Genomic DNA, 19,702 nt, shown 5'->3' on the forward strand with positions numbered 1-19,702 from the left:
GCTCGTGATCGAAAACCATCCGTACCGCCCGCTCGCGGACTTCGGGCGCAAACTTGTTCGTCGTCTTGCTCGTCATGGCTCCACCTTCTCAGGAGTTGGAGCCTCCGACAAACCCGGCGCGGTTCAGACCGACAATGCGCGCTTTTATACCGGGCGGGGCCGCAATTTCACGTTGAGCTGGCAGGCCGGCTTCTGATGCGCATCCTGTCCCTGCTGCATCGCTGGATCGGCGCGATCGGCGGTCTGCTGCTCGCGGTACTGGGGCTCACGGGTACGCTGCTCGTCTGGCGCAACGAGCTGACCTTCGTGGCGCACGTCGGCGATCCAGTACGGGCCGATCCGGTATCGCTGGCCTTGGCGGTCGGCGCAGTAGCGGACGCGTCGTCCCCGATCGACCGCATCACCTTCGCAGGCGACGGTCTGGGCGTTCATCAGGCCATCTTCGCAGACGGCAGCGGTGCCTATATTAGCCAGGCCGGCGTGACGGTCGACCGCTGGTCCTCGTCATGGCAGCGACCGGAATTGTGGGTGTTCGACCTTCATCATCGCCTTCTGGTGGGCGATGCCGGCGAGACAATTACCGGGGGCGCCGGGCTTATAGGCCTGTTTTTCCTCATTACGGGGATGATACTGTGGTGGCGGATGCGCAGCCGCTTTCGGCTGCGGTTATGGCCCGCTACGATGAGGCCCGGCGCAATCGTCCATCACCACCGGGACATGGGCGTCGTGACGGCGCCGTTGCTGCTCGTGTCACTGGTAACGGGCATTCTGATGATTTTTCCCGCGTTGGGTGGTCCCTTGCTTGCCGAAACACGCGCGGTCACACCCAAAGTTCACAGTGTCAGAGAAACGCGATCCGCGCATGACCTGAAGCCGCTTTTCAAGGCTGCTGCCACAATGTTTCCGGGTGCCGAATTTCGCCGTCTGCAAATGCCGCGGAAGGCCGGCACTCCCATCGTCCTGCGCCTCCGCCAATCTTTCGAATGGACCCCGAACGGACGGACGTTCGTGTACGCCGATCCGGTTACGCTGACGATCATGGCCGATGACGATCCGGCGACCCGGGGAAAGGCGGCATCGATCCGCGAGAAACTCTATCCCGTGCACGCTGCCAAGACGGGCGGCATTGCATGGAAGCTCGCCATGACCGTGTCGGGCATCGTACTGACGCTGCTTGGCAGTCTAGCGGTGTACGGCTTCTGGCGGACGAAGTGGAACATGGGACAGAGCAAGCGGAGAAAGTGAAAATTCGTTTAAACCATGACGCTCGCCAGAATGTTTGAGGCTCGAATGACCGGCTGATTACGGCGCTAGAGACCCATAGCCGGACATTCCAGGAATGCCGACCACCGCGGGAATGGCATCGACTACGTCCAGCGCGACCTTTGCGCCCTCGCGAACGAAGATGGCGTGGCGCGACCGATACGGCGTGTCGGCTGGCTGGGCGGTGCGGCTTTACTTTAGCCCCCCAACCAATCGGTTGTGATTTCGCCCCTATGCCCCTCCGGCGCCAGCACGGCGCGCAGGGCTTCCAGCAAAGGCGGTAGCGCCTGTATGAAGGCGTAGGGCGGGTTGACGATATAAAGGCCCGCGCCATTATAGATGCCGAGTTGATCGTCATCGTACAACCAATGCTCCACCACCAGCAATTTCGGGATGCCGAGCTTACGTAACTGCTCCTTCCACCGCCAATGCGTCGCGCGGTCTTTCAGCGGATACCAGATCACCGTCACGCCATGCGCCCATTTGCGGTAAGCAGCCGCGAGGGTGGCCGTGATACGTGCGCGGTCGTCGGGCTGCTCGTACGGCGGGTCGACCACCACCACGCCGCGCGCGGTTCGGGGCGGCACCATCGCCAGCCAAAGCTCGTAGGCGTCGCGCTCGTGCACGGCAGCGGATGTGTCGCGCATCACGCCGCGCAAGGTATAGGCGTCCTCGGGATGTTTTTCGTTCAGGATCAGACAATCCTGCGGGCGCAGAAGCTGCGCCAGGATCCGCGGCGAGCCGGGGTAGAAGAGCGGCTCGGCCCCCGCATTCACCGCTTGTACGATGTCACGGTAGTCGTTCAGCAAGGGGTTCGGGTCGGCAAAGGCCCGCAGCACGCCCTGCGTGGACTCGCCGGTGCGTTGGGCGTCCTCGCCATCAAGATCGTACAGCCCGCAGCCGGCATGGGTGTCGATCAGGGTCAGCGCGCCCTGCTTTTGCTGCAACGCCCGCACGAGGGCGATCAATAGGCTGTGCTTCACGACATCGGCGCTGTTGCCGGCATGGAAGGAATGGCGATAATTCATTGCGACGCAAAATCCCGACGATCTACCTTCGTACCTGGCGCTGGCGCGGTTGCCGAGCGCGAGGCGATTAAAGGCATAAACCCGGTGCTGGTATAAAGTCGGGCGGAAACCTTCAACGCCGTTCTGCGCAAGGCGCCAAGCGCGCGTTGGCGCTCGTCGTCAGCCGCGGAGACACACGGGTTCGGGTACATGGGAATGTTCGATCATCGACGAGCAAGACGCGACTGGCATTCCCGCGATGCGCCCGCCGCGCGCGAACAAGAGGTAACGTAGACTGCGCGATTTCAGACCGTTCGATGGCAGCGGTCGCACGAAACAACTCGGCTTTAGAGAGACCGACACATCGCTATCTGTGGTGCAATGCTAGTATATGTGGTCTTGTATCCATTGAACGCCTCCCGACGAGGTTTATCCCTCGGGAAGATCGCTCACCGATAAGCCGGCTCCAGTCGCAGCTTTGATAAGCCCGTTTCTGGAGGGCCGGACAGTTTCGCGGCATTTCGATCTGAATCCTATATCGAGCACATCCCAATGCCATGATGCGGCAGGCCATTGCGATTGTGCAGCGGAGGGCGAAATGATGAGTGCAGACGCAATGAGACGCAGCGACACCATCTTGCGCCGACAGCAGTGTCCATAGACGAGCTCGGCGGGCGGTAACGCACTCATATCGAACGATATTTTCTTGCTTACTGCAAGCACCGCGGGACGGTGTGGCGGTGCTGTCAGTCTAACGCGAACCGTTCTCCACACGATGCAGTTCGGGCTTTGAGCGCAGCGGCCTAGCTCGCGAGGATCTGCCACTCCGCCAGGGCGGCGGAACGTCGTTCCTTGTAGGTCTGGCGGTCGACGAGGTGGCGTTCGAGATTGAAGTGGTTGTGGACGTTGGCATGGACCGAAGCGAACTTTTGCAGGGTCTTCATTCGCCTGAAACGCAACATCGCGCGCTCCCTTCGCCGGAACGACAGGTGGCTGTTCTCGACCCGGTTGTTGGCCCAGCGTCCAATCTCCTGCTTATCGGTATTGCCCAGTTCCTTCATCGCGGCACCGTACGAGCGCAGTCCGTCAGTGGTGATCGTCTCGGCCCTGCCGTGACGCTTCAGCGCCTTTTCATGAAGGTAAGCGCTGCATGCTTGTCCCTGGTTTTGATGAGCTGCCCCCGTCTGCATTGAGATCGACGTCCACCTTTAAGTCTGTTCCCTCGAAGTGGTACTTGCCCACCAGAAGCTGCCGCTCGGGCACAGGCACTTTTTGGAACGATGCGGGGGCCACAGCCACCAGTCCAGCGAACGCAGAGACACAGATAAAACTCCGCCGCCGCCGTTTCCCTGCAAGAGTGTCGCAAAATGGTGGTGCCGTTTACCTTATCGCTCACGGGATAGCGTAGTTGGTTCCTCGGTGTCATCGTGCCGGCCGCGAAAATTAGGTTCGCCTGCGCCGGCATGGCCGCCAGCCCATTGGCTAAACAGCAAGAAGAACGCGCTCGATCCTTCACGCCGCACTGCGCGAAGTACTTGTTCAGTGCCGTCTGATCAGGTTTGGCACTCACACTCTCGTCCCGCTCGTTTTCAAAACAGCATTAGTCTCGAGCAAATACGGAGTCCGGTTTTTCTCGTGCAGTACGCGCGCCAACTCAAGCACGCGTTCCACGTCGATCGATGAAAGGTCGCGGCTGGCCCCGAACCAATCAGCCCACATCGCGGATCCCGGCCTGCCAAGATACCTGACGAACCTCATGTGACCATCTGCGCACGATTCGGTTAATTATCTTGCTTTCTGTTGAGCTTAGCTACGCACCTCAGATCACTTGAGCTACCTACCACTGTGGGTGTTGAGGTTGGATACCGGGACAATACCGTTTTTCAGAAAGCGCGCCTACACCAACACATCCTCGATGGCCGCCATGCCCACTCAGCGGAGACAGAGGTCGAGTATGCGCGACACGGATCAATCCAATGCCCCCGGCTGCCCCGGTTCGACGTTGATCAACATCGACCACGGCAATCGTGGCCGTCCGCAACCCAATCGACGACGCCTCCTCGGCGTCTCGCACCGGTGATAATCTGAAGGACCTGACGCAATGTTGACGAAGAAACTGGTGCTACTGAGCGGCGTGGTCGCGGTCCTCAGTGCCTGCGGCGACAACCAAACGACGGGCAATACGACAGCAGCGACGACGAACACCACCGCAAGCGCCACCCCATCCGTCAACCGGGTCCGTGGCGTGATCACGACGGTCGGCGCCGACGCGCTGACGGTCCAGACCTATGACGGCAAATCGGTGAACGTGCTGCTCGGCGCCGACACCAAATACGCTTGGGTGGTCGCCTCGAACCTCTCGACCCTCAAGGATGGCGACTTCATCGGCACCGCAACGACCGGCCCCGACAACGCGCTACGCGCGGTCGAGCTGGTCATTTTCCCGGAGGCGATGCGCGGCACCGGCGAGGGCCATTATCCCTGGGACGTTCCTGGTGCGGTCGCGGCCGCCGGTGGCGGCGCGAACGATTCGAGCGCGATGACCAATGGTACCGCCGACGGGCAAAGCGCGATGACCAACGGGACCGTCGATCAGCAGAGCGGGATGACCAACGGTACCGTCGACGGCCAAAGTGCGATGACCAACGGCACAGTGACCGGTGGCGCAGGCACGTCCGGCGAGACCAAACTGAGCATCTCATACAAGGGCGGCAAGGCGCAGGTCGTCGTCCCCGTCGGCACGCCGATCGTCCGCTTCGAGCCGGCCACGCGATCGGTCCTCACCAAGGGCCAGAAGCTATTTGCAGTCGTCTCGACCGATTCCTCGGGCGCCAAGTCTGTCGCAGTCGGCAGAAATGGCCTTACCCCGCCGATGTAATCCCCGCGGTCGTTTCGCACGCAAGGACTGGAACTGAAGCTTGTAGCGATTAGCGCCAGAACGTCCGGACAGGCTCACGTCTAGAAGTTCTGGCGCGGCTTCCCGTCTCTCAAATTCAGGCGTTCGCTCACGTGGGCGATAGGACCGCTTCAATCTCCAACTCCTGCTAGCAATGTCGCGAGCCCGGAGGAGTGCGAACTGCTCGCGCTTGGCAAGGCGGCTGGCGACATCTGACCCTGCACGGCACGATCGGTGCGCGCCGGGGACCGTCGACCCGCATGGCCGATATTGGATGGGGTTCGTGATCAGGCATTAGCGCCCTAGCAGGCGCGACGATAATTTAACGGGTCCGTTGCTACGCCTGCATAATGTCACTCGCTGCCCCTATCGTCGGACATTCGCGCATGCTCCGATTTACCACATCGGGTCGGCTGTTGCTGAGCCTAACGGCAATGGCACTCCTGTTCGGGAGCTTGGCATTACTCGGGATCGAGTTGACCCGCGGTACCGGGCGGATCGCGGCGCTGTGGTTGCCCAATGCGGTACTGGCGGGCGTACTGCTCAGCCGACCGGAACAACGCTCAACGTTGCATCTTTTGGCATGTTTCGTCGCGAACGTTTTAGTAAACCTGATCGTGGGCGACACGGTTTCGAGGGCTGTCGTTCTGTCAGCCGCCAATGGGATTGAAGTTGCAATCCTTGTCGCAAGCATGCGCCGGTTGTGCGGACCTCGCCCAGCGATCGAAGAGATCCGGGCGTTGGGCTGGCTTCTGTTGGTATGCGTGATCGCTCCTTCTGCCGCGGCGACGCTGGATGCCGTCGTCCTTGCGCCGGCTGACAGGTACTTCGACTTTCCGATCTGGCTGACGAAGATGCTCGCCGACGGGCTGAGCCTCCTCATCGTCACTCCGCTAATAATGATCGCAGTGCAGGAATGGCGAAACAGGACCCGGCCGTCCCGCCGAGACTGGTTGGAATGGTTGCTATTCCTGGCGCTCGCGACGGCTGTCACGGCACTGATATTCTGCCAGAGCCGTTTTCCGTTTCTATTCCTCGCGTGCCCGATCGTTATCCTGGCCGCCTTTCACAAAGGGGTGGCCGGCACCGCCGCTGCGATCGCAATCATCTGCGTCGTCGCATCCGGTTTCACCATGGCGGACCTCGGTCCGATCACGTTGGTCAAGGGCGGCAGCGGCGACCAGCTCGTCGCGCTTCAACTGTTTTTGGCGGTAAGCTTCGCCATGGGACTGCCGGTCGCCTCGACGCTCGCAACCCGTGAAGCGTTGCGGCGCGAACTGAAGGACAGCCACGACTTTGCGCAATCCATCCTCGACAACGTCGGCGAAGTCATCTTCAAAACCGACGCAAAGGGCTGTTGGACCTTTCTGAATCCGGCCTGGGAGCAGCTAACGGGCTACCCGGTCGAGCATAGCCTGGGGTGGCCGACAACCAGGTTACTCCACCCGGACGACCTTGCCGCCGCGGCTGAAACCTATCCCAAGATCGTATCGGGCGAGATCGATGCCTGCACGCTTCGTCAGCGCTTTTCGACGGCGGCTGACGATTGCCGATACATCGAAGTCGTGATCCGACGCCTTGCAGGAGCCAATGGCGAATTCCTGGGTACGACTGGCAACATCCGGGATGTGACGTCGAGTGTCCTCCAGCAGGAGGCGCTGCTCGCCAGTGAGCGGATGCATCGTCTGCTCGCCGACCATTCGAGCGATATGATCGTCCGCATCGGTCCGGACGGTGTCCGCAGGTACGTGTCTCCGGCATGCGAGCACCTGTTGGGCTATATGCCCGAGGAAATGGTCGGGGGAGCCCCGGTTTCGGCGATCCATGTCGAGGACCGCATGCGGGTGCTGGATGTGTGCCGGACACTGCTGGCCGGCGCGACCAACCCGATCTGCACATATCGGCAACAGCACCGCGATGGTCACTATGTCTGGCTGGAGGCAGCGTACCGACTTGTCCGGAACGACGCCGGTGAGCCGATCGAGTTCGTGGCGAGCGTGCGCGATGTGAGCCAGCGGCGGGCGGTGGAATTGGCAGCCGCCGAGGCGTCGGCTCGCCTGCAAGAGAATAACAGGCTCTTCGCGATGGCGTCTGCTTTGACGCAGATTGGTCATTGGCGAGTCGACCTGGTGCACAATCACGTCATTTGGTCAGATGAGGTTTGCCGAATTCACGGCGTTGACAACGGCTATTCGCCAGCGCTGGACGCAGCAATCGACGCGTATCACCCCGACGACAGACAGCGCATAGCCGATATCGTCGCGCACACCGTTGAAACCGGTGATGGCTTTGAATTCACTGCCACGCTGTTACTTGCGGATGGCAGTACCAAGCGCGTCACATCGCAGGGCCAGGCCGAGCGCGCGCCCGACGATTCGGTAATTGGCATATTTGGCGTCATTCAGGACATTAGCGGTCAGGCCGCCGCCGAACAGGCCATCCGTCGCAGCGAACAGCAGTACCGCCTGCTGGCCGACAACTCGACCGACGTGGTATTACGTACCGGCGACGACGGTTGCGTCGTCTACGCCTCGCCCTCCTGTATCGAGCTTTCGGGCTACACTCCCGAAGAGCTGACTGGTCGACATTGTGGCGACTTCATCCATCCGGACGATTTGCACGCTGTTCATTCCGCACATGTCGCTCTGATTACGGGCGCGCAGATGGCTCAAACCGTCGAATATCGCCTTCGCCATAGAGATGACGACTGGCGATGGCTGGAGTCACACATGAAGCCCTGGCGCACACCGGACGGCGACACGGGAGCGAAAGGTGGGGTAATCTCGGCCATTCGCGATATCGGCCTTAGAAAAGAACTCGAAAGCGAACTGGTCGGGGCTCGCGACAAGGCCGAAAGCGCCGCTCGCACCAAGGCTGGCTTTCTAGCCAATATGAGCCACGAGATACGCACCCCTATGAACGGGGTGCTGGGCTTCACCGAGCTTGTGTTATCCGGCAACCTGGAAGCCGAACAGCGCCGTCACGTAGAGTTGATTGCGGAGTCAGGCCGCTCGATGATGCGGCTACTCAACGATATTCTCGACGTGTCCAAAATCGACTCCGGCAAGATGCACGTAACGCAAGAGCCGGTCGATATTCGCCATGTCGTCCGGCGTTGCGCAGACCTGATGAGGCCCGTGATCAGCGCCAAGGGCGTGGTGCTGTCCACGAGGGTCGATACCGCCGTTCCACGACATATTTCCGGCGATCCATTACGCGTGCGGCAGGTCGTGCTCAACCTGATCGGCAACGCAGCCAAGTTCACCGAGCGAGGCGCTGTGACGGTCGAGGTTCTGGTCGAGCACGACACGCTACGCATAGACGTGGCGGATACAGGAATCGGCATTCCTGCCGAGCGACTGGCGATGATCTTCGACCAGTTCACACAAGCCGACGATTCGACCGCCAGGCTGTATGGCGGGACGGGTCTTGGGCTCAGCATCAGCGGCGAGCTTACCGCTTTGATGGGTGGCGCCATCACGGTGCGGAGCGTCGTTGGCGAGGGCACGACCTTCACCGTCCGCCTACCGCTTCGGGTCGTCGAGGGTGAAGCGGCCAAGGTCGAAGCGGATCCAACAACAACACCCGTTGCCGCAAAAGTAGTACGAAAACCGCGCGTACTGATTGCGGAGGATCATGACATCAATCAGGAGCTGATCATGGCCATGGCCTATCGCGCCGGGATGGACGCGATGCTCGCCGTAAACGGGGCGGAGGCAATTGCGATGGTCGAGGCTGCCGCAATGTCGGGGCAGCCCTTCGAGCTGGTCCTGATGGACATGCAAATGCCAGAGATCGATGGATTGGAGGCCACCCGTCGGTTGCGCGAGGCAGGTCATACCCTCGAGGCACTGCCGATCGTCGCTCTCACAGCCAACGCGTATGCCGAGGATATTCAATCCTGCCTCGCAGCAGGCATGCAAGCTCACATTGCCAAGCCCGTCCGCGTCCGCGATTTGACGGCCATTCTCGCCAGGTTCTTGGTTGCGGATCCTGCCGTGCCGAGCGACGCGCCAACGGCAAGCACGAAGCTCATCGACCGCTATCGCGCGCGGAAGGCTGACACGCTTCGCGCGCTCGAAGATCTGTCGATGGCCGATGCGCCAACCGAGAAAACCATCATGGACGTTGCGGACCTTCTCCATAAGCTGGCGGGCGTCGCGGCGATGTTCGGAGAGGCCGAACTGGGAGAGTGCGCCAAGCAGCTGGAAGATAGCCTTCTCGCCTGCCCGGCTGAGCAGCAGGCGTCGTTCGGCAAAGCCGCGGCCAGCGCGCTGCGGCAGGCGGCGTGATGGCCGGCCACGGTTCGGATCCTCCATCCGTAATACGATACGTCGATTCAGCGATACGTCGGACGTTCACACGGGCAATTGCGCCCGAGCCCTTACCCATTCATAATCAAGGCGATCATCGGGCAGGACGTACGTTGCAGGGAGACTGAAATGGCTCGGATCATCATGGCAGACGATGACGAGATAGTCGCCGAAATTGCTATCGAGGCTCTCAATGCGGCGGGGCATGCCGTAGGCCTTTTGGCCGACGGTAAGGACATGATGAAGGTCATTCGGGCTAGAAAGCCCGATTTGGTGATACTCGACTGCAACATGCCGGAAAAAAGCGGTATTCTGGTCCTTCGTGAAATGCGCAACACACCCGAGTTTTACGATACGCCAGTCCTCATGTTAACCGGCAGACGTGGCGATCGAGATGTTGAACTCGCTATGTATGAAGGTGCGAATGACTATATGAAAAAGCCCTTTGATCCCGACGAACTGGTTTTTCGCGTTTCTGAAATGCTTGAAAAAAGACGTATTGCGATGGCACGCCCTTCCCGGTGACGCGCCTTACGGCAGGCCTCTGAGAACAAAATATACTAATGTGCTAGGCCCCAGATGAACCAGTCTAATAATGACTTGCCGCCCAAGCCGCTTTTCCGGATTATCTACGTCGAGGATGACGATCTAATCGCGGATATCGTTAAATCCTTGTTGACCGATGCTGGATATCTCATCGGCGTTATCAGTCATGGCACGCTCGCCTATGAAACGATCGCGTTCAAAAAGCCCGATCTGGTAATTCTTGATCGGTCGCTGCCAGGCATGCAGGGGATTGAGATACTTCGGCGACTTCGGGCGACCCCGGATACATACCTCATACCCGTGCTGATGCTTACTGCGACGGGAGGGCATGAGCAGATCGATGAGGGGCTTGGTGCCGGTGCGGACGGCTATCTCGTCAAGCCATTCGAGCCCGATGTGCTGATACGCAAGGTTGAAAGCATTATCGCCAATAGTCTGTTCAAACGTCCAGCTCCCCGGCCTTAGGAGCGACTTTTCCGGCTGCCATCGCAATGTGCTTGTTCTGGTTCAGCGAACTGCGCGAACTCGCAGAATGGATTCGCCATTCGGGCATGTAACGAAAAGGGCGCCCAAGTTGTCCTTGGGCGCCCTTCCAGTTCGAGCTGTGCTTGGGAGCGGCTCGTTCTGTCTCGTGAAATTACATACCGTTCGACAGGTTGGTATCCGGATCATTCGTCCGCATGTCTTCAGCCTGGTTCTGGCCGGTTGCACGAACCGCATCAGCCTCTTTCTCGAGGCTCGCTTCCGCGGCTGGGTTGCTGACGTTGTCGGCAGCGTCTTCCAAATTATCGGCGACTGCCTCGGTATTGGACTCGATGTTGTCGGCCGCCCGCTCGCTTGGGCTAGAGTTGCATGCCGACAGCGAGACGAGCCCAGCCGCCATGGCGATAACAAATGCCTTTTTCATGTTCGTCTCCCCGCTATCATCTCTGATCTAGAAAACGTTCAATCGCCCGTGGGTCAAATCGTTCCAGGTCGCGAGAACGTGTCAATCAGACAACGCCTCGATCAGACCGCGACGATCGAGTGGTCTCGTCGCTTGCCCTTCAAAGCGAACGCTACCCTTCGACAAGCGCCTTTGTTACCGCGCCAAGGTTTCCTTTGACGACGACGTAATTACCCTTCTCGAAGTTCAATGCACTGGCTTCGTTCCCACCTTTGAAGCGACGCACGAAGTTCACCCTGTCCACGTTCACAACGACCGGGTCGCCTTCCGGGCTCTCAAATTCGACATAGCCGTTCATACGTATCTTCCGATTCAACCGTCTTGGGAGGTGGCGGCTGGGTCCGGCGATCGCGCGGCGATAAGCGAGGCAATCTCGGCTTCGTCGATCGTTCGGTTTTCCCACGTGTCTTCCACCGCAATCGACTTTTCGTCGTCGCGCATCGCGATCATCTCGGCGGCGGTGGCGAGTGCCTCGTCGAAGCTGTTCCGATGAATACCCACCGTGGACAGATCGCCGTCTTTACGGATCACATAGCGCATTGAATTGTCTCCCATTGAGTGAGGTTTCTAACTCAGCCGCCGCCTGATCACCATGCGTTTCAAATTGATTATATTCCCGCCCGCGCCCGAAGCCCGCCCTTCAATATGGCGACATGACCGCACGCAGCGAGCAAATTACCGCCCGCAAACACTCGCGGGTCAGCGCGCATGCTGCGTACAGCCTGTCGAGCAATGCTCATGACAGACGTCGATGCCGCGCTCGAACAGCAAATCCTCAACGTTGCGCAGCGAGAGCGGAAAGCGGACGTACATCATGACCACGAGCCGGATCACCTCTGGCGACGAATTGAAACGGCGGAACGGGCTAGGCAGTAGGGCCCTCGATTTTCGCATCATCAACCGCCGGTATCATCCCCCCGCCCCACCTGCCAATTTGGTCTGACAAAGCCAGCCCAAACGATTCCGCGCGCCGCTTAGCATAGCCACGTTCGGTAGCGGAGACTGCGAAGTGTCAGCAGCGGCGAAGAAAGCGCAAGTCATCAATCGCTGATCGTCCACCCAAGGTTGGGCTCGCCGCCACGCACTGGCTGGGCCGCCTTCAATGCCCGCTCGAAACGCTTGCTAATCTGCGCGTCGGTGGAAAGGGAATGTTGAACAGCGGGCTGCCCATACTTCAACGTCGGAGGAGGCACCGGCCGAGTCACCACTTGCGCAGAAACCGTGGGAAGAGCGACCGGGACGAACTCAGGCCGAACTTCCGGAGGGCGCCCGCCGCGAATGCGCAGCCTGCCGTCGACAATCGTCGTCACCTGACTGCGCACCATGCCTGGGACCAACGATGTTACACCCCCGGTCCCATAACCTGACGAGAACACATCTCGGCCGAACTCGTCTCGACCTGCTAAGATAGGCACTCCTGGCTGCGATCCGTTGGGGCCGCCGAGGATCCGCATAATTTCGAGAACGTCTGCAGTGTAGCAGGTCGTCAACTTCTTAGACCGGCAGCCGGTCGGCGGCACAGCTTCATGGCTTGGACGGGCATAGACCGTTGCCATATCTTGGCCTGGCGTCTTCGATCCGTTGCCGCCTAACAGAAATAGATAACGGTAGCCGAGCTCATGGGCACGCTGTGCGGCGCGATACAGGGCCATATCGATCGCATCCGTCCGACCATGTATTGCGGCATCGACGCGCCATGAGCCGTCCTTTTCAGTTCGATCTCTATAGCCGGTTTGAAAGCCGATACCGTACCAGCGCTTCATCGGACCATAGTATGGTGCGTCGTCGCCACCCGCCAGGGCAGGCTGAGCGATTGCCAACAGGGCAAAGTGAGACAAGAAGCGCTTCATCGCAGATCCTTTCGACGGATCTCCGCGCGGTAGCCGCCGATGGTTAAGGTACGGTTGCCTCGGCTATGCCTCGTCGGTGGAGATCGGCTTGCTCGCCGCCATCTGCACCGGCTTACCAATCACAGCGCGACCTGTTGGCCATCGACGTGCGATGCATCGATCCTTGGCAACCCTTGCGATCGTGACCGCATCCCCCTGATTGCCGCCCAAGACATGATACGCTTTCAGATCCTCACCCACATAGAAGCCGACATGGCCGCCGCCGGGACGTTCGAAGACAAGAATGGCACCAGGTGCGAGACGTTCAGGACGTAGCGCTTGACCCCATGTAGACCATGATGTCGCGCGTACGGCGATCGGTGCGGGATCTAGACCGTCTTCCTGCAAGCAGTACGCGACGAACACACCGCACCACGGGACACTGTCTGCGTTGTAGATCATACCTAGCACTTTCGTACCAAGCCGCTTCGCCCAACCGAGGATTGTCGGGCTGTTCGCCGATCCCGCCGCTTCCTTGGTACCCAGCTTGGCCCGTGCCGCTTTCAACCACTTCGGCTCGTTCGCCACTCTGATGTCGCCTTAATTCTACATCGATCGTAGTATCAGCAGCCGCACCGCAGCGGTGGCAGCGCGGCTGCTTACTAAGCAGCTCAGCCTACTGATAACCGCCGTTTTCTTCGCGCTCTTTGGCGGCGTCTTCCTGTACCTTTTCCATTTCCTCTGCCTCCTCAGCCGGGGTCGCGTCGTCGGTTTTCGGATCGTCGATCATGATCATCTCCTCGCCAGTTCAACGCGCGGCGCAGCTTTCGGGTGCGACAGTTCGTTACCCGCTAGAGCGTTCGTGAAACCGGACGCGATATTGGAGATGATTATGCGATTTATTCAGATCGAGATGTTGCCCGCTGGCAAGGCGCTTATAGACATCGACAAGCTGACCCACGCGATACCCGAGGGGCAGGGATCGCGACTGTTCCTGGGAGCGCAGCACATTGACGTACCGCATTCGCTGTCCGAGCTGGAGAACGTGCTGGCTGGTCGCGAGCGGACTGACGATGGCGAGAACAGCAGGGCGGGGTTCGGCGTACGGTAGCTACCTGCCCGCTGCTCGAACAACTCGCGCGAACCGATTGTAAATGATCGCACTTGCCGCTCCTTGGTGCCTGTGCAGAAAGACCGCGAACTGTTTCAAAGGATTCGCATGATAGCCATACGAATTGCGGAACCGTACGATCTGTCCCGGTTGATGGCATTCGATTCTTTCCCCGGTGACCGGATCGCGGAGATCGTCGAGCGTCGCATGCTGGTGGCGGAGATAGGCGACGTCGTCGTTGGTTATGTTGCCTGGCAGCAGGGCGGCTGCATCGGCAAGGATTATGTGAACAAGCTGGTGGTTGACGATGCGCACCGCCGTCGCGGCATCGCGCAGGCGTTGATGCAGACTCTAAATACTGTCTTGAGCGGCAGGGTGTTCATCTCGATCGGGGCGCGCAACGTTGCCGCCGTCTCGTTTCTCCAACGGACCGGTTGGACGCCAGCGGGGCAGATCCTGGGCCTATTGCCGTTGGATGAGCCGGAGCTTTTCTTCCATCAAAACATATGGCCGACATCGCCAGCAACGCTGGAACCGGCAGAGGACCAGCGAACATGAAAGCGCCCCGCATGTCCGTGTGACTGAACTTTGCGGGGCGCTGAGGGCACGCGATACTGGAAGCGAAGGCCTCGAGCGTCTAATACCGCGGCTTGGTTAATTCAGGGTGAAGCATCCCGCCCGCTCCGTGTGACACCTCAGATGCCGCGGGCGGGATACCGAGCATTCGCTGTTGTGGATTCGCGAAGCTCTATGTGCAGTGTTGCTGATGCCTAGCGAGGCGACAACGGGAAAGGTTTGCGTCAATCCCGGAGCGGGACGGTCCAGGTATCGTCGTGCTCCGTCAGATCGCGTCGTTCTGCTCGATGATATATTCGAGAACGCGGTTCGGAAGCGGATGGCTGAAGTCGATCCCGATCGCTTCCGAACTGCTCCAGGCGACCCAGCCGGGCACGTCGGCAAAGTTGGGGATGGCGACGTGAACGAACGTCCCGATAGTCACCGCAAGGCGCGTCTCGATCCTGCAGCCCAATCGCGTGCAGTCGGTAATCCGCACGGCCTGCGTTTCAAACTTGTCCGCACCAACCGTCGCTGCCCAACTAACGGGAATGCGGACGGCTTTTCGTTCGTCCTCGGCCAGCCAAGAGGGGTATTCGGGTTTTGATGATCGACTCGCCATAGGCGGGGAGATAGCCGACCGCCCTCAACATCTGGTTACGAACCTGCGTTGATCCGCGCCCCGATCCCGTCGACCGTGACTAGCGCCTTGGCCGACATGCATTAGCGTTGCATCAACGGCCCGCCTTGGCCGCCGCGTTGACGAGCGCTCGAGCGCTCGTGTCTTCGGTTGCCTCGGCCATTGCGTCCCAAGTTTCTGCGGCCCGCACGTGCATCTCGCGGCGGTTTGCGAGCGATGCCGCTTCGGCGGCTTCGCGTTGAGCGGCGGCATTCGCGCGGTAGGTTTCAGCAGGGGTCATCTAAACAATTCCAGCATCGGTGCAGCAGCGGAAAAATCGACATGTGCGTGGCGATCCCCTTTTGCCGCTGGCGTTGCTCTCGACAAGTGAAGAGCGCTTCGGTCGCGTAATACTCAAACGTACGACGCTACAACATTCGCTCCACAATCGGCCGCATCGCCGCGGTTACCGAACTGATCGCCTTCGCATTCGGATGCACCCTATCCGCTAGTACCATGTCAGCATGCCCCAGGACACCAGGCGGGAAGAACGGCCAAACGGTCGCACCGTGGTCGGCAGCCACTTCAGCATGGATGCCGAGATATGCGGCGGCGCGATCTCGAATGAACGCAGGCGGGTCGACGGTCGTCAGCAGCACGGGGATGCTGCAATTGTTCAAGCTCAGCAGGATCTGCGCGAGTTGTGCGCGGGTCCTGCCGGCCGACGTCTGCCTCAGGACGTCGTTCGGCCCTACCTGAACGATCGCGAGTGCCGGGCGACGGTCGAGGCTGGACAGTAGCCGCGGTAAACGCCGCAGGACGTCAGTAGTCGTGTCACCCGAAACACCAGCGTTTATTACCGACGCGCCGGGGTATTGATGCTGCAACGACGCCTGCAGCTGGGCAGGGAAGCTATCAGCGGCGTGGAGGCCATAGCCGGCAACCAGACTGTCACCGATAGCGAGGATTAGAGGGGATCCTATCATTGAACGTCGCGAGTTAGGACGCCGTTTAAGGATTGTAAGATGGGCATCGGTTGCAACGACCTAGGTGTCGGTCTTCGCCTTTCGCCATTGTCGCAATGCTCCGTCATATGCCTGCCGCGCCTCTACGACGGCCGCCTCTGCCGCGCCAACCTTGTCGTGTTGCTGCTTTTCGAGATCACGTCGCTCTCGCGCCAGCTTCGCCTCCTGATCCGCCAACGCCTTCATCCCGCCGTCGTAATCGGCCGACACTGCTTCCAGCGCAGTCTCCGTTGCCTCGAGCGCGGCGCTGCTGGGCTTCGGCTTTGGCGCAGGCTTTGGTTTCCGCGGCTGCTCGAACACTTCGGTGTAATCTGAGTCACCTCGATGCGTTGTTCTCGGTTCGGGGGCCGGCATAGCCTTGATCTGCTCGGCAGTCGTGCCCCGGGAATGCTTCACGACCACGCCTGGCGACGCCAATGGCTCTGCGGTCAGCGCGGGGTCTGTGACGAGCTCTGCTATTCCTCGCGCGAACAGGTCCCGCTCGCTGCCCCAAGCCTCTAAGGCAGCTTTCTGACTGGGGGCAGCGACATACGCGTCGTTGAAGCCTGCAACCGCCCGATAGACTTTCAGCTTTTTCGCACGTGTCATAACGATCGATACCGCGGTGTCATGAAGAGGGGAAGTTAGCGGCATTCACCCATGCGATACTGACGCCAGTATCGATCCTAACGCACCGCCGCCCCGGACGCGATCGCAGCACAAGACAACGACCATACGTCCGGGAGCGTGCATCGGGCAACAACGCGGCTGTAGCTCTTACCGGTCGCCTCACATGTCAACGTTCTGCGGAGGACCAGACGTTCGGTGATCTGCTGGCTTCGCTGCGCCGCCGCGTTGTCACAACGATAGTTTACCCGCCTCGGGTCTGCCGCGCGACAAGGTGACGCGCTTTCGAAGTCGGGCGCCTGGACGCCGGCAATCCGGACCCTGACGCCGTTCGAGCACCATAGCGGTCCGTCGCCGTCATGTACGCGCGTGACCGTGCAGGAGAACGTCGACGCTGGTGCAAGCGCGATCATCGAACCACTCGCATCAGTGCGTCGTCCGGCTGGCGTCTGCCACAGCGTTCAGGCAGTCGGCTAAAACTTTCCACTGTCGGTACTGCTCTGGCTGCCCTGGTGGCGTCTTCTGCATACCGGACACGACCAACTGGCAGGCACCCAGCTGCCCATGATTAGCCATCAGCACGAAAACCTGCTGCCAAGCGTCCTGCATCAAGCAGACAACCAGTCGGACTCGGCATCGTCGACAGCGGCGAACATATCCCCCTCCGCCTGCATGGCGCTGAGATGCTTACGCACCGCTTCCGGATTCCCGTTGCGGGGAAAGCGGCGATCGGCGACGGCTCCGGCCGCGAGCTGACCGACCAGATCGGTCCGGTCTTTCTGCGTGATAAGCCACTGGCCAAACGCGGGCTTCGGCTCCTGCTGGTCGTCGTCGTAATAGGCCATCATCGTGTCCTTCGAATCGTCGGCCCGCTCATCGCATCAGATTTATGTTCCTGCAATGTTCTTGCGAATCAATCTGGATCAGGCCTAGCTAGGGACACGCCACGACCGGCGACTCGATACTGACGGAGCAACGAAATGCAGCACGATCTGCGGCTGAGGGCGGCTGCCCGCGTGATATACGACAACGTCTATTCACCTGTTGATGCGGTGCAATTCAGCTTCGACGAGGCCGAGCGGTTCGGGACCGTAGAGTACCGCCAAGCCGTTGGCGCAGCCCAGGATGCTCGGTCGGTTCTAGCTGCCCAGCATGATCAGCTCCTCTTCGCGGCAATCCTTTAGACCGTGTCTGCGACAAATCGAGATCGCCCGGTCGTCGTGCCGCTGAACCGCCCTAACGATGCGCTACGGCTTCACGATGTCCCGTTCGAACTGGTGCCGTGCGAGGTGCCTTTCTTCCTCGTCCATACGCAGGCCGGGTTTCCCTCGCCGGCGCAGGACGACATGCAGGAACCGATCGATCTGGGGGCTTGGCTCGTCGAGCATCCAGCCGCGAGCTACATCATGCGGGTCGATGGCCAATCAATGTCTGGCGCTGGGATCAACGATGGCGATCTGATCGTCGTTAATCGTGCCAAGAAGCCGAAGACCGGCGCGATAGTCGTGGCGCTAGTGCATGGCGATCGGACTTTGAAGCGGCTGCGCTATATCGATGGCCGACACTGGCTCGTCCCCGAGGCCGAAGGGTTTTCGGACATCCTCATGGACGAACATGTCGAGATCTGGGGTACGGTCGTCGGCGTTGCGCGCAAAATGGCATGAGCGCACCGATCGCCCTCATCGACTGCAACAACTACTACGTATCCTGCGAACGCGCCTTCGACTCCACTCTTGTCGGCGTGCCGGTCATCGTCCTTTCGAACAATGACGGCTGTGCAATCGCACGATCCGCGGAAGCCAAGGCGCTCGGGATCAAGATGGGCGATCCGATTCACCACCTGCGCGACAAGGTAAAACAGCACGGCATCCAGGTCCGGTCGTCGAACTATGCGCTCTACGGCGACATGCAGCGCAGGGTGATTGCCGCTTGCGAGTCCTTCGCCCGCGACTTTGAGATCTACTCGATCGACGAGACATTCCTCGATCTCGCAGGCTTCGAGGGGCGTGATCTGGTGGCGCACGCAAACGCGATGCGTGCCCAGGTCCAGCTATGGACGACGATACCCACGTGCGTCGGCATCGCGGAAACAAAGACGCTAGCGAAGCTGGCAAACGCTGCGGCGAAGAAGAACCCGCAGTTCGACGGGGTGGCCGATCTTCGTGACGACGGCGTACGGCGCGATGTGATGCATGCGTTCGCCGTCCGCGACGTGTGGGGCGTAGGCGGTGCCACTGCGCGTAAGCTGACCGACCTGGGAATACAATCCGCGGGGGCGTTGCGCGACATGCCTATGAAGCAGGCCCGCGCCGTCGGGACCGTCGTGCTCGAACGATTGGTTGCCGAGCTACGCGGCATCCCGTCGAATGCTGTGGAGGCGGTCGAGCCGCGGCGGAAAGGCATGGCCGTTACCCGGTCGTTTGGAACGCCGATCTGCGACTTCGAGCAGATGATGGGCGCGCTGTCGCAATATGCGCTGCGGGCTGGTGAGAAGCTGCGAGTGCACGGACTGGTCGCTGCCCAGCTGACCACGTTCTTCCACACGAACAAGCATAAGTCCGACCGGCCTCAGTACGGCGCATCACGCATGGTGGCGCTCCATCCGATGACGAACGACAGCCTCGAGCTGATCGCGGCGGCCAGGCGCGGCGCGGAGAAGGCGTGGCGCGATGGTTACGCCTACACGAAGGCGGGCATCATACTCGACGATCTGCTGCCCGAGGAGGATCGACCGCGCACGCTGTTCGAAGCCGACACGGCCAAGCGGGACCGGTTGATGGGCGCGCTCGATGCGATCAATGGCAAGTTCGGCACATGGACAGCGGTCACGGCCACGCAGGGGTTCAAGCGCGAGTGGAAAATGCGGTCGGAGATGCGGTCGCCGGCATGGACGACGGTCATAGCCGAAGTGCCGTCGGTTCGGGCCTAATCGCATTCCCCTCAAGCGCGCGTCCACGACATCGGTGGATCAATGACGCAAACAGCG

General features: G+C 60.4%; 22 protein-coding genes and 2 pseudogenes. 11 read left to right on the forward strand and 13 right to left on the reverse strand.

What is annotated here, in order from left to right:
- A partial coding sequence (locus SPHN_RS17415) for a hypothetical protein (protein WP_248525095.1) occupies positions 1-196 on the forward strand: 196 nt, incomplete at its 5' end.
- The gene (locus SPHN_RS17420; protein ID WP_248525096.1) at positions 196-1,245 is read left to right on the forward strand and encodes a PepSY-associated TM helix domain-containing protein; all 1,050 of its coding nucleotides are present in this window, start codon (positions 196-198) and stop codon (positions 1,243-1,245) included. The genes SPHN_RS17415 and SPHN_RS17420, both read left to right, overlap by 1 nt.
- Positions 1,246-1,460: 215 nt before the next feature.
- Here the strand turns inward: SPHN_RS17420 and SPHN_RS17425 are convergent, their stop codons facing one another.
- A complete protein-coding gene (locus tag SPHN_RS17425) occupies positions 1,461-2,291 on the reverse strand; it encodes a 23S rRNA (adenine(2030)-N(6))-methyltransferase RlmJ (protein ID WP_248525097.1) in 831 nt (276 codons plus the stop codon).
- A gap of 782 nt (positions 2,292-3,073) precedes the next feature.
- Positions 3,074-3,438, reverse strand: a pseudogene (locus tag SPHN_RS17430) (DDE-type integrase/transposase/recombinase); the annotation flags it as partial.
- Between the two features lie 933 nt (positions 3,439-4,371).
- Here SPHN_RS17430 and SPHN_RS17435 point away from each other — a divergent pair.
- The 4 genes from SPHN_RS17435 (at position 4,372) to SPHN_RS17450 (ending at position 10,490) form a co-directional block, all read left to right on the forward strand.
- Positions 4,372-5,148, forward strand: coding sequence for a hypothetical protein (locus SPHN_RS17435; protein WP_248525101.1), 777 nt, complete (start codon positions 4,372-4,374; stop codon positions 5,146-5,148).
- Positions 5,149-5,600: 452 nt separating this feature from the next.
- Positions 5,601-9,458 carry a PAS domain S-box protein gene (locus SPHN_RS17440; protein ID WP_248525102.1) on the forward strand — a complete coding sequence of 1,286 codons (3,858 nt, stop codon included), beginning with the start codon at positions 5,601-5,603 and terminating at the stop codon, positions 9,456-9,458.
- Positions 9,459-9,608: 150 nt separating this feature from the next.
- Positions 9,609-10,004, forward strand: a complete 396-nt coding sequence (locus tag SPHN_RS17445; protein ID WP_248525103.1) for a response regulator transcription factor — start codon at positions 9,609-9,611, stop codon at positions 10,002-10,004.
- Between the two features lie 54 nt (positions 10,005-10,058).
- Positions 10,059-10,490 carry a response regulator transcription factor gene (locus SPHN_RS17450; protein WP_248525104.1) on the forward strand — a complete coding sequence of 144 codons (432 nt, stop codon included), beginning with the start codon at positions 10,059-10,061 and terminating at the stop codon, positions 10,488-10,490.
- A 172-nt stretch (positions 10,491-10,662) separates the two neighbouring features.
- Here SPHN_RS17450 and SPHN_RS17455 read toward each other — a convergent pair whose 3' ends face one another.
- The 6 genes and pseudogenes from SPHN_RS17455 to SPHN_RS17475 form a co-directional block, all read right to left on the reverse strand.
- Positions 10,663-10,932 carry a hypothetical protein gene (locus SPHN_RS17455; protein ID WP_248525105.1) on the reverse strand — a complete coding sequence of 90 codons (270 nt, stop codon included), beginning with the start codon at positions 10,930-10,932 and terminating at the stop codon, positions 10,663-10,665.
- Between the two features lie 151 nt (positions 10,933-11,083).
- Positions 11,084-11,269 (reverse strand): hypothetical protein, encoded by a 186-nt coding sequence (locus SPHN_RS17460; RefSeq protein ID WP_248525106.1) that lies wholly within the window; start codon positions 11,267-11,269, stop codon positions 11,084-11,086.
- A gap of 14 nt (positions 11,270-11,283) precedes the next feature.
- Positions 11,284-11,511, reverse strand: a complete 228-nt coding sequence (locus SPHN_RS17465) for a hypothetical protein (protein ID WP_248525107.1) — start codon at positions 11,509-11,511, stop codon at positions 11,284-11,286.
- Positions 11,512-11,706: 195 nt separating this feature from the next.
- A pseudogene (locus SPHN_RS18635) lies at positions 11,707-11,865 on the reverse strand (IS6 family transposase); the annotation flags it as partial.
- Between the two features lie 146 nt (positions 11,866-12,011).
- The gene (locus SPHN_RS17470) at positions 12,012-12,821 is read right to left on the reverse strand and encodes a hypothetical protein (protein WP_248525108.1); all 810 of its coding nucleotides are present in this window, start codon (positions 12,819-12,821) and stop codon (positions 12,012-12,014) included.
- A gap of 63 nt (positions 12,822-12,884) precedes the next feature.
- Positions 12,885-13,388: a TIGR02594 family protein gene (locus tag SPHN_RS17475; RefSeq protein WP_248525110.1), complete on the reverse strand. Its 504-nt coding sequence runs from the start codon at positions 13,386-13,388 to the stop codon at positions 12,885-12,887.
- A gap of 304 nt (positions 13,389-13,692) precedes the next feature.
- Between SPHN_RS17475 and SPHN_RS17480 the strand changes: the two genes are divergently transcribed.
- Both SPHN_RS17480 and SPHN_RS17485 read left to right on the forward strand, forming a co-directional pair.
- The gene (locus SPHN_RS17480) at positions 13,693-13,911 is read left to right on the forward strand and encodes a hypothetical protein (RefSeq protein ID WP_248525112.1); all 219 of its coding nucleotides are present in this window, start codon (positions 13,693-13,695) and stop codon (positions 13,909-13,911) included.
- 108 nt (positions 13,912-14,019) lie between these two features.
- Positions 14,020-14,469 carry a GNAT family N-acetyltransferase gene (locus SPHN_RS17485; protein WP_248525114.1) on the forward strand — a complete coding sequence of 150 codons (450 nt, stop codon included), beginning with the start codon at positions 14,020-14,022 and terminating at the stop codon, positions 14,467-14,469.
- 283 nt (positions 14,470-14,752) lie between these two features.
- Here SPHN_RS17485 and SPHN_RS17490 read toward each other — a convergent pair whose 3' ends face one another.
- The 5 genes from SPHN_RS17490 to SPHN_RS17510 form a co-directional block, all read right to left on the reverse strand.
- Positions 14,753-14,911: a hypothetical protein gene (locus tag SPHN_RS17490; RefSeq protein ID WP_248525115.1), complete on the reverse strand. Its 159-nt coding sequence runs from the start codon at positions 14,909-14,911 to the stop codon at positions 14,753-14,755.
- A 289-nt stretch (positions 14,912-15,200) separates the two neighbouring features.
- Positions 15,201-15,386 carry a hypothetical protein gene (locus tag SPHN_RS17495; protein WP_248525116.1) on the reverse strand — a complete coding sequence of 62 codons (186 nt, stop codon included), beginning with the start codon at positions 15,384-15,386 and terminating at the stop codon, positions 15,201-15,203.
- A gap of 127 nt (positions 15,387-15,513) precedes the next feature.
- Positions 15,514-16,071: a GDSL-type esterase/lipase family protein gene (locus tag SPHN_RS17500; protein ID WP_248525118.1), complete on the reverse strand. Its 558-nt coding sequence runs from the start codon at positions 16,069-16,071 to the stop codon at positions 15,514-15,516.
- Positions 16,072-16,131: 60 nt separating this feature from the next.
- Positions 16,132-16,698, reverse strand: coding sequence for a hypothetical protein (locus SPHN_RS17505; protein WP_248525120.1), 567 nt, complete (start codon positions 16,696-16,698; stop codon positions 16,132-16,134).
- Between the two features lie 626 nt (positions 16,699-17,324).
- Positions 17,325-17,561, reverse strand: a complete 237-nt coding sequence (locus SPHN_RS17510; RefSeq protein ID WP_248525122.1) for a YozE family protein — start codon at positions 17,559-17,561, stop codon at positions 17,325-17,327.
- Positions 17,562-17,696: 135 nt separating this feature from the next.
- Here SPHN_RS17510 and SPHN_RS17515 point away from each other — a divergent pair, with 135 nt between their 5' ends.
- From SPHN_RS17515 to SPHN_RS17525, 3 genes are read left to right on the forward strand one after another with little or no spacing between them, the layout of a single operon-like run.
- Positions 17,697-17,900, forward strand: coding sequence for a hypothetical protein (locus tag SPHN_RS17515; protein ID WP_248525124.1), 204 nt, complete (start codon positions 17,697-17,699; stop codon positions 17,898-17,900).
- A 3-nt stretch (positions 17,901-17,903) separates the two neighbouring features.
- Entirely contained in the window at positions 17,904-18,380 is a 477-nt protein-coding gene (locus tag SPHN_RS17520) for a LexA family protein (RefSeq protein WP_248525126.1), read from the forward strand.
- A complete protein-coding gene (locus SPHN_RS17525) occupies positions 18,377-19,645 on the forward strand; it encodes a Y-family DNA polymerase (RefSeq protein WP_248525128.1) in 1,269 nt (422 codons plus the stop codon). Before SPHN_RS17520 ends, SPHN_RS17525 begins: the two co-directional genes overlap by 4 nt.
- The last annotated feature ends 57 nt before the right edge of the window (positions 19,646-19,702 follow it).

It is taken from the genome of Sphingomonas faeni, assembly GCF_023195535.1.
GTDB lineage: Bacteria > Pseudomonadota > Alphaproteobacteria > Sphingomonadales > Sphingomonadaceae > Sphingomonas > Sphingomonas faeni_B.

Excerpts from the sequence above, each read along its gene's own strand:
- SPHN_RS17470 (WP_248525108.1), bottom strand. The coding sequence starts at position 12,821 with ATGAAGCGCTTCTTGTCTCACTTTGCCCTGTTGGCAATCGCTCAGCCT.
- SPHN_RS17505 (WP_248525120.1), bottom strand. The coding sequence starts at position 16,698 with ATGACACGTGCGAAAAAGCTGAAAGTCTATCGGGCGGTTGCAGGCTTC.
- SPHN_RS17510 (WP_248525122.1), bottom strand. The coding sequence starts at position 17,561 with ATGGCCTATTACGACGACGACCAGCAGGAGCCGAAGCCCGCGTTTGGC.
- SPHN_RS17525 (WP_248525128.1), top strand. The coding sequence starts at position 18,377 with ATGAGCGCACCGATCGCCCTCATCGACTGCAACAACTACTACGTATCC.
- SPHN_RS17435 (WP_248525101.1), top strand. The coding sequence starts at position 4,372 with ATGTTGACGAAGAAACTGGTGCTACTGAGCGGCGTGGTCGCGGTCCTC.
- SPHN_RS17465 (WP_248525107.1), bottom strand. The coding sequence starts at position 11,511 with ATGCGCTATGTGATCCGTAAAGACGGCGATCTGTCCACGGTGGGTATT.
- SPHN_RS17450 (WP_248525104.1), top strand. The coding sequence starts at position 10,059 with ATGAACCAGTCTAATAATGACTTGCCGCCCAAGCCGCTTTTCCGGATT.
- SPHN_RS17440 (WP_248525102.1), top strand. The coding sequence starts at position 5,601 with ATGGCACTCCTGTTCGGGAGCTTGGCATTACTCGGGATCGAGTTGACC.
- SPHN_RS17460 (WP_248525106.1), bottom strand. The coding sequence starts at position 11,269 with ATGAACGGCTATGTCGAATTTGAGAGCCCGGAAGGCGACCCGGTCGTT.
- SPHN_RS17455 (WP_248525105.1), bottom strand. The coding sequence starts at position 10,932 with ATGAAAAAGGCATTTGTTATCGCCATGGCGGCTGGGCTCGTCTCGCTG.
- SPHN_RS17425 (WP_248525097.1), bottom strand. The coding sequence starts at position 2,291 with ATGAATTATCGCCATTCCTTCCATGCCGGCAACAGCGCCGATGTCGTG.
- SPHN_RS17485 (WP_248525114.1), top strand. The coding sequence starts at position 14,020 with ATGATAGCCATACGAATTGCGGAACCGTACGATCTGTCCCGGTTGATG.
- SPHN_RS17445 (WP_248525103.1), top strand. The coding sequence starts at position 9,609 with ATGGCTCGGATCATCATGGCAGACGATGACGAGATAGTCGCCGAAATT.
- SPHN_RS17515 (WP_248525124.1), top strand. The coding sequence starts at position 17,697 with ATGCAGCACGATCTGCGGCTGAGGGCGGCTGCCCGCGTGATATACGAC.
- SPHN_RS17495 (WP_248525116.1), bottom strand. The coding sequence starts at position 15,386 with ATGACCCCTGCTGAAACCTACCGCGCGAATGCCGCCGCTCAACGCGAA.
- SPHN_RS17500 (WP_248525118.1), bottom strand. The coding sequence starts at position 16,071 with ATGATAGGATCCCCTCTAATCCTCGCTATCGGTGACAGTCTGGTTGCC.
- SPHN_RS17420 (WP_248525096.1), top strand. The coding sequence starts at position 196 with ATGCGCATCCTGTCCCTGCTGCATCGCTGGATCGGCGCGATCGGCGGT.
- SPHN_RS17480 (WP_248525112.1), top strand. The coding sequence starts at position 13,693 with ATGCGATTTATTCAGATCGAGATGTTGCCCGCTGGCAAGGCGCTTATA.